Source organism: Flavobacterium crocinum (genome assembly GCF_003122385.1).
GTDB lineage: Bacteria > Bacteroidota > Bacteroidia > Flavobacteriales > Flavobacteriaceae > Flavobacterium > Flavobacterium crocinum.
Genome location: NZ_CP029255.1, coordinates 1,961,980 through 1,979,458, shown reverse-complemented (window position 1 = coordinate 1,979,458; position 17,479 = coordinate 1,961,980). Strand labels below are relative to the sequence as shown.

Annotated in this window: 13 protein-coding genes; 6 read left to right on the top strand and 7 right to left on the bottom strand. The window is 31.8% G+C overall.

Annotated features, from left to right (window positions below):
* Positions 1-70 precede the first annotated feature (70 nt).
* Both HYN56_RS09040 and HYN56_RS09035 read left to right on the top strand, forming a co-directional pair.
* Entirely contained in the window at positions 71-3,052 is a 2,982-nt protein-coding gene (locus HYN56_RS09040; RefSeq protein WP_240622678.1) for an Ig-like domain-containing protein, read from the top strand.
* 1 nt (position 3,053) lies between these two features.
* Positions 3,054-3,404, top strand: coding sequence for an MmcQ/YjbR family DNA-binding protein (locus HYN56_RS09035; RefSeq protein ID WP_109191878.1), 351 nt, complete (start codon positions 3,054-3,056; stop codon positions 3,402-3,404).
* 2 nt (positions 3,405-3,406) lie between these two features.
* Here HYN56_RS09035 and folK read toward each other — a convergent pair whose 3' ends face one another.
* From folK to HYN56_RS25035, 5 genes are all read right to left on the bottom strand, one after another.
* Positions 3,407-4,543 (bottom strand): 2-amino-4-hydroxy-6-hydroxymethyldihydropteridine diphosphokinase, encoded by a 1,137-nt coding sequence (folK, locus tag HYN56_RS09030; RefSeq protein WP_109191877.1) that lies wholly within the window; start codon positions 4,541-4,543, stop codon positions 3,407-3,409.
* Positions 4,544-4,605: 62 nt separating this feature from the next.
* Complete coding sequence (locus tag HYN56_RS09025; protein WP_109191876.1) at positions 4,606-5,775, bottom strand: peptidase, M50 family protein; 1,170 nt, start codon at positions 5,773-5,775, stop codon at positions 4,606-4,608.
* Complete coding sequence (locus HYN56_RS09020; protein ID WP_109191875.1) at positions 5,753-7,624, bottom strand: prenyltransferase/squalene oxidase repeat-containing protein; 1,872 nt, start codon at positions 7,622-7,624, stop codon at positions 5,753-5,755. The genes HYN56_RS09025 and HYN56_RS09020 overlap by 23 nt, the downstream gene beginning before the upstream one ends.
* Before the next feature lie 5 nt (positions 7,625-7,629).
* A complete protein-coding gene (locus HYN56_RS09015) occupies positions 7,630-8,814 on the bottom strand; it encodes a peptidase associated/transthyretin-like domain-containing protein (RefSeq protein ID WP_109191874.1) in 1,185 nt (394 codons plus the stop codon).
* A gap of 102 nt (positions 8,815-8,916) precedes the next feature.
* Positions 8,917-9,087, bottom strand: coding sequence for a hypothetical protein (locus tag HYN56_RS25035; RefSeq protein WP_167398290.1), 171 nt, complete (start codon positions 9,085-9,087; stop codon positions 8,917-8,919).
* Between the two features lie 187 nt (positions 9,088-9,274).
* Here HYN56_RS25035 and HYN56_RS09010 point away from each other — a divergent pair, with 187 nt between their 5' ends.
* The 4 genes from HYN56_RS09010 (at position 9,275) to HYN56_RS08995 (ending at position 15,237) form a co-directional block, all read left to right on the top strand.
* Positions 9,275-9,664: a helix-turn-helix domain-containing protein gene (locus HYN56_RS09010; protein ID WP_167398289.1), complete on the top strand. Its 390-nt coding sequence runs from the start codon at positions 9,275-9,277 to the stop codon at positions 9,662-9,664.
* Positions 9,665-9,744: 80 nt separating this feature from the next.
* Complete coding sequence (gene sppA, locus HYN56_RS09005; RefSeq protein WP_109194758.1) at positions 9,745-11,502, top strand: signal peptide peptidase SppA; 1,758 nt, start codon at positions 9,745-9,747, stop codon at positions 11,500-11,502.
* 7 nt (positions 11,503-11,509) lie between these two features.
* Complete coding sequence (locus HYN56_RS09000) at positions 11,510-12,460, top strand: alpha/beta hydrolase (RefSeq protein ID WP_109191872.1); 951 nt, start codon at positions 11,510-11,512, stop codon at positions 12,458-12,460.
* Between the two features lie 173 nt (positions 12,461-12,633).
* Positions 12,634-15,237, top strand: a complete 2,604-nt coding sequence (locus HYN56_RS08995) for an AsmA-like C-terminal region-containing protein (RefSeq protein WP_109191871.1) — start codon at positions 12,634-12,636, stop codon at positions 15,235-15,237.
* Positions 15,238-15,339: 102 nt separating this feature from the next.
* On the opposite strand, the gene HYN56_RS08990 is transcribed toward HYN56_RS08995, so the two are convergent.
* Positions 15,340-16,386 carry a glycosyltransferase family 9 protein gene (locus HYN56_RS08990; protein ID WP_109191870.1) on the bottom strand — a complete coding sequence of 349 codons (1,047 nt, stop codon included), beginning with the start codon at positions 16,384-16,386 and terminating at the stop codon, positions 15,340-15,342.
* Between the two features lie 167 nt (positions 16,387-16,553).
* Positions 16,554-17,348: a DUF2797 domain-containing protein gene (locus HYN56_RS08985; protein ID WP_109191869.1), complete on the bottom strand. Its 795-nt coding sequence runs from the start codon at positions 17,346-17,348 to the stop codon at positions 16,554-16,556.
* Positions 17,349-17,479: the final 131 nt, after the last annotated feature.

Genomic DNA, 17,479 nt, shown 5'->3' with positions numbered 1-17,479 from the left:
ATTTAGAATCCTAAATTGTTAGAAATTCAAATATATTTTTTTATTATTATAAAATTGATACTTTTATAAAATGAAAAGTATCAATTTATTAAAAATATCGATTTTATTTTTTTTACTGCTTTCGAGTTTTTTTGGATTTGCCCAACAATATACCGCAATTCCAGATCCGAATTTCGAAAAAGCTTTAATTGATCTTGGGATTGATACAAATCCTACTATTGACGGCAGAGTTTTGACATCAAGTGTCGCCGGAGTGATTTCCTTAAATGTTTCCAGTAAAGGATGTACAAATTTAACCGGTTTACAAGATTTCACTTCTTTACAAGAATTATACTGTCTACAGAACGCCTTAACTACTTTAGATATTTCACAAAACACAGCTCTTGTTAAGTTAAGCTGCGGGCTTAACATGCTTACAAGCCTGAACACCTCTAACAATATAGCCTTAAAAGAACTGGACTGTCAAAGAAACAGAATAACAAGTTTAAATCTTGCTAATAATACTGCCCTGACTATAGTTTATTGCAATAACAATTTATTAACCAGTTTGGACGTTTCTAAAAGTCCGCAACTTAATTTTTTAGAATGTGAACAAAATCAAATTGTAAATCTGAATGTTTCTACAAATCCGGCATTAGTCCATTTAAGTTGCAACAATAATCAAATTACAAGTCTTAACATTAGTTCTAGTACACTTCTAACTAATTTAGAAACTAACCATAATAATTTATCGAGTTTAGATGTTTCAAAAAATACAGCTTTAATTAATGTTTATTGCAACAATAATCAGATAACAGCTTTAGATTTTTCCAACAGCACTACCTTACAGCGCTTATTATGCAACAATAATAATTTACAGACGCTAAACTTAAAAAATGGAAAAAACACTAATCTTATTGCTGGTGCCTTTCAGTCAAATTCAAATCTGAACTGTATACAGGTAGACAACGAAGTTTTTTCTAATTCCAATTGGATGTCGTATAAGGATGGTGCTGCCGTCTATTCTACAAACTGCAGTAAACTTCTAACTTCAGCACCTGTACTAAAAGCCACTGGAGACCAGACTTACTGTCCTGGTCCGGATATAAAAATAGTTGAAACATTTTTGATAGAACATGATTTAAGCGAAACAGGAACAACTGCCGGTTACATTCAAATTTCCTCCGGTTATTCCAACGGTGACAAACTTAGTCTTTCAAACCCAGCTCTCTATCCTTCTATTAGTACAACCTGGGATTCTACTGCCGGAAAACTTACGCTGTCAAGTATTACCGGAGGCGAAATATTATATTCTGATCTCGAAGCAGCTATAAAAGATATTGTTTTTTCGAATACACTCGCAACGGCTTCCGGAACAAGAACATTTTCTATCACTATTGGCCAAGCCAATTATTTGCCTTCTACAGGACATTATTATCTCTTTGTGCCAAGTGTAGGAATTACATGGAGTGCTGCAAAAATAGCAGCAGAAGTAAGTACATATTATGGCCTTAAAGGTTATTTAGCCACTATTTTATCTGCCGATGAATCCAAATTAGTTGGAGAACAAGCTTCGGGCACAGGATGGATTGGCGGAAGTGATGCTGAAACTGAAGGTGTCTGGAAATGGGTTACTGGCCCTGAAGCCGGAACTATTTTTTGGAATGGTAATGCTAACGGTTCTACACCAAATTTTGCTTTTTGGAATACTGGAGAACCTAACAACCAAGGCGACGAAGATTATGCTCATATCACACAACCAGGAGTGGGAATTAGAGGATCATGGAATGATTTATCAAATACGGGATCTACAGTTGCCGGAGACAATTATCAGCCAAAAGGCTATGTAGTAGAATATGGCGGAATGCCTGGTGAAACCCCGTTGGAAATTGCCGCCAGTACCAAAATCACAATTCCGGTAGCAACACTGGCAGCAAATCCAAATCCGATTTGTGATTTTGGAAGTTTTACTCTTAGTGCAACAGCAACAACCAGCACCTCAATTAGATGGTTTGATGCCGCAACCGGAGGAAATTTATTAGGAACCGGAACAACCTACACTACTCCAATCATCAATACAACTACTGTTTATTATGTTGATGCCGGTTGTGAAGCGAATAGAAAATCGGTAACTGCGGTTATTAATACTACTCCAAACACACCAATTGCTGAAAAAAACACTTATTCTAACTGCGGACCCGGAACTGTAACCATTAGAGCAACATCAAACATTGGAAACATTAACTGGTTTACAACCGAGACTGGCGGAAGTAGTATATTTTCCGGTAGTACTTTTACAACTCCTACTATTTCATCCAATAAAACTTATTATGCTGAAGCTTCAAACAATGGTTGTATTAACCCAGATAGAACTCCAATAAACATTATAATCTACACGCCTCCTGTTGTTACTGATGAAAATTTAACGCTATGTCAGTTTCAAAATCTAACCTTAGACGCCGGAATTGCAGGAATGAATTATCTTTGGTCAAATGGAGCTACAACTCAAACGATCACTGTCAATTCGGGAGAAACTTACACTGTAAAAGTCACAAGTCCGGATCCTGAAAATTGCTCTAGCACAAAGACGATTGTAGTAGAAGAACATAAAATACCACAGATTGACCGTATAGTGGTTGAAGAAACAAGAGCCATTGTTTACCCTGTTAAAGCAGAAGATTATTTTGAATATTCTGTAGATGGAATCAGCTTTCAGGATTCTTTTGTTTTCTACGATGTTCCAGGTGGATTGCAAACAGCCTATGCGCGAGAAAAAAACGGATGCGGGCAAGTTACAAAGCAATTTGTCGTTCTTGTGTTCCCTCCGTTTTTCACTCCAAACAATGACACATTTAATGACGTCTGGGAAGTAACCGGAATGGAAAACTACCCTCAGGCCCAAGTCACTATTTTTGACCGATACGGAAAACTAATCGCGCAGTTAAGCAGAGCAAAAATGAGCTGGGATGGTACTCTAAATCAGATTCCCCTTCCTGCTTCGGATTATTGGTACGCTTTAAAAATTGATGATACAATGCCTATTTTAAAAGGGCACTTTACATTAAAACGATAATATGACTATAGAAACAATCCGTGAAATCTGTCAAAAATTAACCGGTGCAACTGAAGCTATTAAATGGGATCATGATCTTGTATTTTCGGTAGGCAATAAAATGTATTGTGTGGTAGGACTTGATCAAAATCCAACCTCAGCCTCATTTAAAGTTTTGGATGAAGAATTTGAAGAAATGAGCAGCAAACCCGGATTTAAACCAGCACCCTATGTTGCAAAATACAAATGGGTTTTGATTGACGATATTACACGCATGAAAAAGTCGGAATGGGAAAAATACATTCAGCAATCTTATCGTCTTGTTCAGGAAAAATTATCGGCAAAACTTAGAAAACAACTTGGAATAATATAAATTTAAGATGCTGTTTTCTTCTTAATTTCATTCAATATAAAAATGTAATCTTCATGTCTTTTTACAAAATCACGATCAGAAACATCAATAATTAAAACATTCAAATCGGTTTGTGATTTTATGTATTCCAAATAACCATTGTTGATTTTTTCCAAATACGAAGCCTCAATATTTTGTTCGTAATTACGGCCGCGTTTTTTGATATTTTGCAGAAGTCGTTCTGTATTTTGATATAAATAAACATACAAATCAGGCTTTGGCATTTCTTTATAAATAATATCAAACAGATTTCTGTACAAACGATATTCGTCTTCCTGTAACGTAATTTTAGCAAAAATCAGTGATTTAAAAATATGATAATCGGCTACAATAAAATCTTTAAACAAATCAAACTGTGCCAGATCATCTGATAACTGCTGATAACGATCTGCTAAAAAAGACATTTCCAACGGAAAAGCATATCTGTTCTGATCTTTATAAAACTTCGGAAGAAATGGGTTATCTGCAAATCGTTCTAAAACAGTTTTTGCATTAAAATCCTCCGCAATTTTATGCACCAGAGTAGTTTTTCCTGCACCAATATTTCCTTCAAAAGAAATATAATTAAATTGATTTAAAGGAATTTCGTCAAGCGGATTTTCTAAACTCTGAACTACTGTACAAACACTTTCATCCGGAGTAACTGCTATCAATTCTCCAATTGTTTTATGCAAAACAGGATGTTTCCAGCTTAATTTTAAATCCTGCATAGGCAGCAAAACAAAATTTCTGTTTTGCATTAAAGGATGTGGAACCTGAAGTTTTTCCGAATGGATAATTTCGTCATCAAAAGCAATCAAATCAACATCTATGATTCTAGATTGATAACCTTCTTGATTAGAGCGGATTCGTCCTAATTCTTTTTCAACCTTTAAAACCTGACTTAATATTTTCTGCGCAGAAGAATTGGCATGCAAAAGAAGCGCACAATTATAAAAAGCATCACTTTCAAAACCCCAGGCTGGAGTTTCGTAAAGTTTTGAAACCTGAATGACAGTACCTACATTTTGATGAATTAAATCAATACAATTTTGGATATTTTCTAGTCTGCTGCCTTGGTTGCTGCCTATCGATAAAACGACTTGATGCTGTAATTTCATAATTAATGCAAATTAACTAAAACTATTTTAGAATTAACCGCATTTATTAAATTCTATAGCAACTATCTTATCTTCATAAAGAGATTTTTCAGCAATCCAAAAAGAAGATAAAAAAATAAGACAGGAATAAATAACTTTCCTAAATCTGCCAATGAAAATTTAGAGTTATCTTCAAAAACAGTTTTTAAAAATTTGATTAAGTTTTGAGGAAAATATAAAATTGAATCTGGATTTTTCACAACTACGAAGTACACAAAAAAAAGAATAAAACTACAACTAATTAAACCATAAACAAGTAAAAAATAATCCATTACTTTCCACTTTTTTGAAATCTTAAAAACGGTTTTTACTCTAGTAAAACCTTGATGCATTAAATTTGGTTTTTCAATAACATCAGATAAAACCCAGTATCCATCACTTCTTGCAAAAGGATTTAAACTATGTAGAATTGACATCGAATATATACATGCTAAAATAAGAATTAAATTATTTTGAAAAAGCAAACTAACTAAAACTAAAAAAACGACATAAACTAATTCGAAATACATGCCTGCTAAGTTCACAATAATTCTTTGATGTTTTTGAAGTTTCCAAATATCTGTAACATCAGCAAAATAAACAGGAATAAACAAGTAAAAACCTCCACCAATTCCTCCGTGTTTTGCCCCAAAATAATGAGCGGCGGAAGCATGCCCGAATTCATGAAACGTAACACCAATAAAACTTAAAGAGAATAATAATAACCATTCCGATTTTGCAATTGTAGTATGCAAAATTTCATCATAAAAAAAATAAAAACATCCTGCTAAAATAAAAGTTGCAGTAATTAAAATACTTTTCATCACGTTGGGTAAAAGTAAAAATTTTAAATACTTAGTTAACTTAGAAACTATGCGCTCGTTTATGACAATAAAACTCAGCTTGATATAACTAGGCTTTAAATTTGGTTTTACTGGAATTATTTCACTTTCTATAATACCAAATCTTGCCAATTTATTGTATAAAAACTCATATGCAAAATCGGTTGTCAATTCAATATTATATAATGCATTATAATTCTCAACTAAACTTTTTAAATTTTGCTTTCCATCTATTGATGTTATGAAATTATTTAAATCACTTGAAATTTTTACTCGATGATCAAAATGAGTTTGATGGATAAAGAAATCATCTTTGTTCAATGAATGGATAAAAATATCATTAGAAAGCTTAGGAATTATATCTTCGTTCATATTTTGAAAGTGTTTGTAAAACCGAAATAGTAGTAAATAATCTATTAAATTCTTTTGCCCTCACATTCATTCCAAATGATGAAATTGGATACATTAATTCATCTGGTTTTAAACTCTTGGAATTTGGAACTTGTAAAGCATTTGAATTCTCCCATGAACCATCATCAAATTGATTTTCTAATAAATAGGATATTCCTTTTTGAGTTTTCAATTTAGAACTACTACCTAACAATAAAATTTCGATACCCAAAGCAGTATAAAATTTACTTTCTCCGTATTTATCTCCAAAACTTCCATTGTCATTTTGCAGTTTTTCAGTTTCCATAATAATCCAATTTAGTTTTTCAAATTCTTCAAGATGATAATACGTTTTGGCCAGATAATTCAAAGTATAGAGTGAACTTGTCCACCAATATGAATCTGTTTTCTTTTCAAAATCTATTTCAAAATAATTTCTTAAATTAAGAAAAGAAGTGCTTTTTTGATTATACAAAGCTAAAAAGTAAAAACTCACAGCACTCACACAATTATGAGAGCTAGTCCAGCCCGAAACATCTGTTATATTATTATCTTCAAGTGATTGAATTAAATATTTTTTATCATTGTAGGTAGAAAATCCTCCAGTTTCATTTTGATATTTTATCAAATGGCTAATAATATTAACATCAATTTCTACATTATTCTGCAAAAGAGATAATAATGCAAAATTTGTAGAATCAGCGTCTTCTATCCAAGTAGAATTGTAACTCCATAAATTGTTTTTTGTGTTTTCAATAAAGAATTTTAATGATTTTAAAATTTCATTTTCAAAGACTATTTTTAAGTAACTATTCTCAGAAATTTTCGCCGTTAAAAATGCTGTAGCCCAGATATTACTTATACCTCCCTGATTTACATATTCTCTCCAGCTTCCGTCTTCATTTTGTCTCTTTTTAATAAACTCAATAGAATTACTAATAGCACACTGAACATCGTTTTTTTCTTTCTTTACATCTGATAAATTGATTTCGGCAGTTAAGATTTCTAAATAATTATCTATTTCTTTTATCGCCATAACAAATCTTTTCTTGGTATCATTCAATACTTTTATCCAATCTGGAACAATTATGTTTTCTACCAATTTTAAAGCCTTATCACAATATGAAATTCCTAGACCATAGATATCCCTGCTAATCCCTCGTATGTACAAGTATTTCTCTAAAACTTCAGGATTTTGGCTGTCTATATTTTGCTTTTTTAATAGATAATTAGCCCAATTAAATTGCCCTTTTTTTAAATCTCTTTTAAAATCCTGAATATCATCATTCAACTGAAAAGCCGTCGAAAAGTATTTATGAGATAATAACAATTTTTGATATACTTTGTTATTCTCACTATCTAAATTATGAAGACAGTCAATCGCTACTTTTCCAAAAGCCGACTTTTTATCTGCTAATTCTTCATATTCTTCAATTCTCATATTTTCTCTTTGCAGAAAAGATTTTTCCAAATAGACAGCCTGCAAATATTCATTTCTTCGCAAGTTCCAATACCTCCAAAAATCACTTTCTAAACCATAAATACTAGTCAAAATTTTAATGCTTTCCTCTTGGCAAATTCCAATTAAAGGAAACTTAGAAAAATCCCCTTCATCAATCAATAAATCTGTAAATATTGTTGCTTGATAATACAGGTATCCCGCGATATCAAGCAACTCTAAATCATCTGTAGCTATCGAAAAAGACTTCGAAAAAAGCGATGGATAGTTTTGATAATAAACAGGATTCTTATTTATAAAATCTTCTTCCAAAATTTGACTTTTAAAGCTATGTAGAAGATCCAGTTTTTCAATATAACTTTTAAACTTCATGACTATTATTTAAAGTTACCCATTATCTCAAATTCTTTATTATTTCTATTATCCAAAACTCGTTTTATAAATTCATGTAGTTCATTTGTTAGTGGCAATTGATTTTGAGTATTCCAAAATTGTTCTGAATACGGAAATTTAGCTTTAAAAATATCCTTATCAACTGAAAAATTAGAGCTCAATTTTTCTTTAACATCATTTCTTATCGTAATTAGATCATAGAAAGCTTCATAAATAGTTTTTTTATCTCCTTTAATAGTTTCAAACGTATTTTTAAGAGTTGCATTTCCAATATAGTATTTGTTCTCTATTTCATTTTTCTTGAAATGAATATATAAATCAATACCAATTGTTCGCCATTTCAATCCTCTACTTCCATTAAATTCAATTTTATCTACATCTCCCACCATACTGTAATTAACTTCCTTTATCGATTTATCTTTTTTATTTATTACATAGTATCCTTTTCTAGTTAAAGTGTTTTTATTTTCCTCGCTTTTAGAAAAATTAATCTTCAAATAATCTAAATCGTTTATTTTTTCAATAGTAAAAACATATTCATTAGGCAAATTAAAAACTGCCGAATACCATCTAAACAACGTTTTAAAACTTGGAAATTCTATATACTCATTATTCTCCTTTTCAGATATTCCAATTTTCCTTAAACTAGAAATTTCTACTAAATACTTCTCTTGCGGATTTTTCTGAGTTACAAACAAAGAATTTCTTTCAACTTTTCCAAAAACATCTTGAAATCTTATTATTGTATTATCTCGTTTTAGTATACCTCTTAAAAAAAACTCCTCTAAATAAGGTTCTAGAAAATAATTTTTATAACCATTTCTGTACACTTCGTTTAGAACTAAACTTACATTGTCTACAATAATTTCTTCAAGCTCAATTATGTTTGACTTTAAAAAAATGGTGTCTTGTTTGTTGATTTCCTCAAAAGTGGTATTAATGGTTTCATAACCTACTGAGCTTATATTAATATGTTTATCTCTAGAAACAAAAACAAATAAACCTTCTTTATTTGAAATTGTATTATCTATATCATTACTAATATTAACATATTCCAATGGCTGTTTTGTCTGGAAATCAACAACCACTTTATTTATTTGTAAGATTTGTCCATTAATTGAACTTTTGAATAACAGTAGTAATAATAATTTAAAGTAGTTCAATCTCATGCATTTCTGTTTATTATTAAAAGTTGTATCTATTGCTACAATAACATCAAAAAACCAAGCTTTTTAAAAATTTGCTTGGCTTTTCAATTTTAATATATCAATTTAAAAAGGCATTGGGGGTTCTGGAAGTGGAATCGGATTATCTGGCGGATCTAGCGGTCCCACAACAACAGTCCAACCAAACTCATATCTTTTCTCTAATTCTTCCACTTGAAACCTTTCAAGTAATTGGTTTTCTTCAATTAAGACTGGCAATTGATTTTCTAAGTTCATAAATTTTAATTTTAAAGTTTATAAAAATTTTACTGTATAGTCTCACTTTTAAATCTCCGTACGCAAAATGTTAAAAAGTAAGAAAAATTATATATTTCAAATATAAAATATAATTTTATTCTTAATCAATAAAATCATGAATAATAAATGCATAATAAAAAAAGTCCTTAATTTAAATCATCAAACCATGGAAATTAAACTAAGACAAATCAGAGAAGAAAGAGGGATTTCACAAGAACAGATGGCTCAATATTTAAAAATTTCCCAACCTCAGTATTATCGAAAAGAAAAAGGAAGTAGCAAAATACTAGAATCTGAATGGGACATTATTTCTAGTATATTGGGTGTAGATAAAAATGAAATACAAAATAAAAAACTAGGTACCCATACTATTAAAGAAGACAATACTATTTCCTGCTCACAATTATTATCAGCATCGGAGACATTAGTTTTTGAACTTAAAGAACATGTCAAAACTTTAAAAGAAAAAATTATATTTGTAAAGGGACAGTATGAATTACATCTTAAAGACAAAGAAGAAATTATTATATTATTAAAACAAAGTAAAAAAGACTAAATTGTCTATTTTGAAAATTAATATCCTAAGATTTTGTAACATATAGCCCTTTAATGCTACTTATTAAAAAAATATACATCATGAAATTTTTAGGAAATGTACTCGCCACAGTAATTGGTATTTTTGTTTTTATCATGCTCTTTTTCTTTGGAGTAATATTTATTGCAACCCTTTTTGGCGGAGACGATGCTGTTTCTGTTAAATCTGATTCGGTTATTGAATTGAATTTAAAAGAAATTAAAAACGATTACGCAGGAAAATACAAAGATCCCTGGGTTACTCGTTTTTCTGAGCAAAAAGGTATTGGATTAACGGATGTCATCAATGCAATCGAAGCTGCCAAAACAGATGACAACATTAAAGGAATTTCTATTTTAAACGATCAGTCTTCTCTTGGTCTTGCACAATACAAAGATTTAAGAAATGCATTGGAAAGCTTTAAAAAATCAGGGAAATTTGTTTGGGCTTACGCCAACGATTATTCGCAGAAAGAATATTATCTGACTTCTGTTGCGAATACGATTTACATAAATCCGGCAGGAGATCTGGACTTTAAAGGTCTTTCTTCTGAAGTTATGTTCTTTAAAGATTTTCAGGATAAATCGGGAATCCGTATGGAAGTGATTCGTCACGGAAAATATAAAAGTGCTGTTGAGCCTTTCTTGGAAAACAAAATGAGCGATGCCAACAGAGAACAAATTACTGCACTTTTAAATTCAATTTGGGCTACTGTTTCTGCAGATATTTCAAAAAGCAGAAATATTCCGCTTCCAAAATTAAACGAAATTGCAAACGGTCTTTTAGCGAGAACTCCTGAAATGGCGAAACAACAACATTTGGTAGATGTTATTGCATACGAAGATGTGTATCATGATGCCATCAGAAAAGCACTGAAAGTAGACAAAGACGAAGATTACAACAAAATCTCGATTTTAGATTATACTCAAAATAATGTTACATCTGCTTTAACTAATACGGCTACTGATCAAATTGCTATTATTTACGCTCAGGGCGAAATTGGAAGCGGTGAAGGTGATGTTAATACAATTGGAGAAGGTTCTATGCGCCGTTCTTTGCAGGAAGCGAGAAAAAATGACAATGTAAAAGCGATTGTTCTGAGAATTGACAGCCCAGGAGGAAGTGCCTTAACTTCTGATTTAATCTGGAGAGAAATTGAAATTACTAAAAAAGTAAAACCAGTTGTGGTTTCGATGGGAAATTACGCTGCTTCGGGAGGATATTATATTGCCTGCAACGCTAATAAAATATTTGCTGAAAACAATACTATCACGGGATCTATCGGCGTTTTCGGAATGCTGCCAAACTTTAGTCCGTTAGCAAATAAATTAGGAATCAATTCTGAGCAGGTTAAAACTCATGAAAACTCAGCTAATTACAGTCCGTTTGTACCAGTTGACGAGAAGTTTAAAGCCTTCACTTTAGAAGGAGTTGAAAAAATCTACAATACTTTTGTAACTCATGTTGCTGAAGGACGTAAAATGACTTTTGATCAGGTTGATGCTATTGCGCAAGGAAGAGTTTGGTCAGGAACAGAAGCAGTAAAATTAAGATTAGTGGATAAAATAGGTGGTTTAAATGATGCTATTGCAGAAGCGGCTAAGATTGCTAAAATCAAAAAATACAGCACTCAGAATTATCCGGAGTACGAAAAAACTTTAAACGATATACTGTCAGGTCTGCCTTTTGCAAAATCTAAAGAGGCTTTCATAAAAGAAGAAATTGGAGAAGAAAATTACATGCTTATTGAGCAGGTAAAGAAATTCCAGAAATTAAAAGGAGTCCAGACCATAATGCCTTACGGAATCAATATTTATTAATTGAAAGATGAATAAGATTATCCTTTACTTGACGGTTTTATTTTTGGGTGTTTTAAATGCTCAGACTAAAAAAGACTTAACTTTTAAGGAAGCACCGGCTGTTTTAAAAATTAATACCGATCAATTATACGGTACGCTGACAACTCCGGATTTGACCAAAAAATATCCGGTTGCATTAATCATTGCTGGTTCCGGCCCAACAGACCGAAACGGAAACAATGCCATGATGAAAAACAATTCACTGAAAATGCTGGCAGAAGATTTGGCAAAAAACGGAATTGCATCTTTACGATATGACAAAAGAGGAATTGGAGAAAGTAAAGCGGCTGGCGGAGAATCTGAAAGTACTCTGGTTTTTGAGAATTATATTCAGGATGTGAAAAGCTGGATCAACTTTTTAAGACAAGACAAACGTTTTTCGAAAGTAATTGTAATTGGTCACAGCGAAGGTTCTTTAATTGGAATGATTGGAGGAGCAAAAGCGGATAAATTTGTTTCAATTGCCGGAGCAGGAGATTCTGCTGACAAAATTATCAAAACACAGATTGGGGCAAAAAAGATGAAACAACTGGACGATATGACCTTCCCAATAATTGATAGTTTAAAAAGCGGGCATACCGTAAGCAAAGTCGACCCAATGCTGAATTCGCTTTTCAGACCAAGTATTCAGCCTTATTTAATTTCCTGGTTTAAATACAATCCGCAGACAGAAATAAAAAAACTAACTATTCCAATTTTGATTGTACAAGGAAGTAGCGATTTACAAGTTTCTGTTCAGGATGCCGAAAATTTAGCAGAAGCTAATAAAAACTCTGAAAAGGTAATAATTGATAAAATGAACCATATCATGAAAACCATAGAAGGTGATCATAATGATAATATGGCCAGTTATAATAATGAAACACTTCCTATATCGGAAACACTTATAGATAAGATCGTTTCATTTATTCAGAAATAATAAAATAAACAAGACCTAAAAACCGTTTGAACTATTTTCAAGCGGTTTTTTTTATTTAACAAAAATAAGTATTATTCTTACATTTTTAAGAAAATTTTATCTTCGCACTCTGCTAAAAAAAACTATTTTTGCAAGAGTCGATTTTAAAATAGTAAACCCTCAAATCTAATTATATGCTAAAGAAAGTTTTAAAAATAAGTGCCATTGTAATTGTGGTATTTGTTGCTGCATTATTTGCCATTCCGTTTCTTTTCAAGGATCAGATCAAAGCTAAAATTACAGAAGCCATTAACGAAAGTGTTGATGCTAAAGTAAGTTTTAAAGATGCTGATTTAAGTTTATTCAAAAATTTCCCAAACGCAACTGTCGGAATCGAGAAACTGGTTATCATTAACAAAGCACCTTTTGAAGGTGATACATTGGTTTCTTTAGGAGAATTAAATTTAAAAATGAGTGTTAAGGAACTTTTCAAAGGAAAAGAAGAACCTTTAAGTATTCAGGGAATTAGTTCTACAAACGGATTAGTAAATATTATCTTCAATAAAGATGGTGTTGGAAACTTCGACATTGCTTTGAAAGACAAAAAAGAAGAAAAGAAAGACGACGCAAGTAAACCGCTTTCTCTAAAAATTCAGAATTATAAAATCGAGAATTTTACTTTCAGATATATCGATCAGGGTTCTAAAATCAAAATGGTAATTGACAGTTTAAACCACGAAGGGACTGGGGATTTTACCAATTCAAAATTAGATTTAACAACAAAATCTACTGCTAAAGTCTCTTTGGACATGGACAAAATGAATTACATGAAAAATGTAAAACTGACTTTAGACGCTGTTCTTGGAATTGATCTGGATCAAAGCAAATATACTTTTAAAGAAAACAAAGCTTTAATCAATCAATTACCATTGGAATTTGACGGATTTATTCAAATGGCTGAAAACAAACAGATTTACGATTTGAAGTTTAAAACTCCTACTTCATCTTTTACCAATTTCTTAGGTTTAATTCCTTCTGCTTATGCTTCGAGTTTAGATGGTGTAAAAACTACTGGAGATTTTACTGTAAACGGTTTCGCAAAAGGCGAATTAACAGAAACGACAGTTCCTAAATTTAATATCGAAATTGCTTCTAACAATGCTTCTTTCCAATATCCTAACCTGCCAAAATCGGTTCAGAATATTGTAATTGATACTAAAATTATCAACGAAACCGGAATTCTAAACGATACTTATGTAAACTTAGACCAACTATCTTTCAGAATTGATCAGGATGTTTTTAATGCTAAAGCAAATATCAAAAACATTACTGTAAATCCTATTGTGGATGCCGCTTTGAAAGGAACAATCAATTTGGCTAATCTTTCAAAAGCTTATCCAATTAAAATGGACAAACCTCTTGCCGGTATTTTAAAAGCAGACGTTACGACTAATTTTGATATGGCTTCTGTAGAAAAAAGCCAATACCAAAATATCAAAAACGCCGGGACAATGAGTTTATCAGGATTTAAATATACTGATGAAAACAATAAATCGATGAACATCAGTACGGCATTGGTGGAGTTCAATCCTAGTAAAATCAACTTAAAACAATTTGATGCTACAACCGGAAAAAGCGATATCAGCATCAATGGAGTTTTGGAAAATTTCTACGGTTTTATGTTTAAAAAACAGGAATTGAGAGGAAACTTCAACATGAGTTCGAATCAATTGGCTGTAGATGATTTTATGACTGCCGGTGAACCTGCAAAAGAAGAAACTAAAACTGCGGCAAAACCAGCTGAAGCAATGAAAATTCCAGCTTTCTTAAACTGTACCTTAAACGCAAAAGCCACAACAGTTTTATATGACAATTTAAAATTAAAAGATGTTTCCGGAAGATTGCTTATTAAGGATGAAAAGGCCACTTTGGAGAACTTTAAAACCAATATCTTCGGAGGATCTATCGGCCTTAACGGAGCAGTTTCTACTAAAGAAAAAGTGCCAACATTTGATATGAATCTTGGATTTAATCAGGTTGATATTGCGCAGACTTTTACACAGTTGGACATGATGAAAAAGATTGCTCCGATTGCCGGAATTATCAACGGAAAATTAAATTCGACTATTAAACTGAATGGTAATCTGGATGCAAAAGAACTAACTCCGGATTTAAAATCTATTTCCGGTGATTTGATTGGTCAACTACTTTCAACTACTGTAAATTCCAGCAACTCAACTTTGCTTACTGCATTAAGTTCAAATGTTAAATTTATCGATTTGAATAAAGTAAATTTAAATGACATCAAAGCAGCGCTGACTTTTGACAATGGAAAAGTTAATATAAAACCATTTGACATAAAATATCAAGACATAAAAGTAACTGTTGGCGGTACTCATGGTTTTGATCAAACGATGAATTACACTCTGAAATTCGATGTTCCTGCTAAATATTTGGGAACTGAAGCAAACAATTTAATTGCAAAATTATCTCCTGCCGATGCTGCAAAACTGGATAATATTCCAATCAATGCCAGTTTAACCGGAAATTTTTCAAATCCTAAAATCAGTACGGATATGAAAACTGCTGTGAGCAATCTGACAACACAATTGGTGAATCAACAGAAAGAAAAACTGACTCAAAAAGGAACTGCAGCACTTACTGATTTAATCAACAAGAACACAAAAGCTAAAGATACTACTCAGGCTGCAAAAACTGAAAAAGAGCAAAAAACGCAAGAAGTAACCAAAAAAGCCAACGACTTGCTGAATGGTCTTTTCAAGAAAAAGAATCCGTAAGCTAAGATGCTGAGATACTAAGTTTTTTAGTTCGCTTTAATAAATAAAAAATCCTGTTCAGATTCTTGAACAGGATTTTCTTTTTTGTTTATTTTCTGAATTCTATTTATTTAGAATTTTATTTATTACTTTAATAAAATCCGGAACCCCAAAAATATTTGTATCCAGACCTACACTTCCGTTTCCGTATGGTTCGTATTTTTTCAGGTTCGAAACTGAGAACAAGCCAATTGTCGGGGCTTTAGAAGCGCTGGACAAATGCATAATTCCGCTGTCTGCTCCTACAAAAACATCTACATTTGCCAGAACAGAACCAATTTCACGAACATCTTTGCTGTAAAAAGTAGGTGCTTCAAAATTGATTTGAGAAACATTTTCTACCGGAAGGACTTCAAAGATATTTTCGTTTGGAAACTCTTTTTTTAATTCTGCATAAAATGGTTCCCACCAGGAAGGACCGTAACATTTTTCACCAGTTGCATAAGTAAAAATGGCAATATTTCTTTTACCCGGATCAATAATTTTATCTAAAATTTGCTTACCGTTTGCAATTTCAGTTTCAGATAATTTTAAATCTATAAGCGTTATCGGCTCATTTTTATCTTCTATCCCACATTGACTTAAAAAGTATCTAAAATTATATACCGGATATTTTGCAATATGTTCATAATCGTCATGATCCAGAGTAACATTTTCAGGAAGATTTCCAAAGAACTTGTACCTAGCGTTTGAGAATTTTACTGCAAGCCTCCCGGAAGATGAATTCTGATCGACATTAATTACCATATCGTAATTCTGTTTTTTAATTAAAGTCCAGACTTTAAAGTATTTTACTAATTCTTTAAATGGCTTTTTAGGCAGAGGAATAATTTTGTCTACATCATTATAATTTTCAAAAACAATTGGGGCAACAAAACCCTTTACAAAAACATCGATCTTACAACCTGGAAAAGTTTTAGTCACTTCTTCTACCAGAGGAGTAATTAAAAGCATATTTCCTAATCGGCCATTTGGTCTACAGATTAAGACTTTTTTGATCTTACTCTTATCAATAGATCCCGTATTACTGACATTTGAATTGCCGATATTCTTTGTCAGATTGCGCATTAGGGAACGCCTAAAAGCATTCACTTTTTTTAAGTTACTCATGTGGTATTTAATTTGAGGGGTATTTGTTTTTGAAAATTAAATTTGCTTCAACACATCAAAGCTATAATTATTCATCAACTAATTAACACAAAACCACAAAATAAATTGTAAATTTTAAATTAAAATAACTTAAAAGCAAAAAAACACAACGATTTGATAATAAAACCTTACACGTCTATGGTCACAACATAGCCTTCTGAACCACGTATATTGAACACTGTTCCGTTTTCAAAAAGCAAATACTGTCCTTTTATTCCAGTTAATTTACCACTAAATGAAGGTGTTTTATCCAAATTTAAACTGTTTACTTTTGCAGGATAACTCAAAACCGGATATTGCAATTCGTATAAATCATTCTTTTGAGAATAAAAGTATTCTTTAACCTCATCCGGAATTAAACTTTCAATCTTTACTTTTTCTGCTACCAAATCAAAAACCTCAACAGAATTTTGAAGCATTTTTCTCCAGTTGGTTTTATCTGTATAATGATTTTTCAAAGCTACCTCTGTAATTCCTGCCAAATATCTGTTCGGGACTTCCACAACAGCAATGGCCTGTGAGGCACCTTGATCAATCCAGCGCGTTGGAACTTGAGTTTTACGGGTTACGCCAACTTTAATTTCACAAGCAGCTGCCAAATATACAATATGTGGCTGCAGTTGTACTTTAGATTCGTAATCTAAATCTCGGTCTGCAATTCCTAAATGCGCTGTACTTAATTCTGGTCTCATAATCCAATCCCCAACTGCGGGACTTGAATAAAAACATTCGTAACAAAAACCTTGTCGGTATATTTTTTTCTTTTTACCGCAATTCAAACATTGAAAACCAACAAAATTGATTTCGATTTCTTTATCCAATAATTGATTCACGTTTAGAAAACTATCTTCAAAAACTAAATAATATTGAATTGGACTTCCCAATTCGGTTTGCATTTTTGTCAGGACACCTTGATATTGCATTGCTATTTTGATTTATATTGCTGATTTAGATGAATCAACAGAATTAAAATTTTTAGTGTTAAAATTCGACCTTATTAGTAGAATCTTTGTCTTAAATCGAATTGTTTTTTACAAAAAAACACTATTTTTGA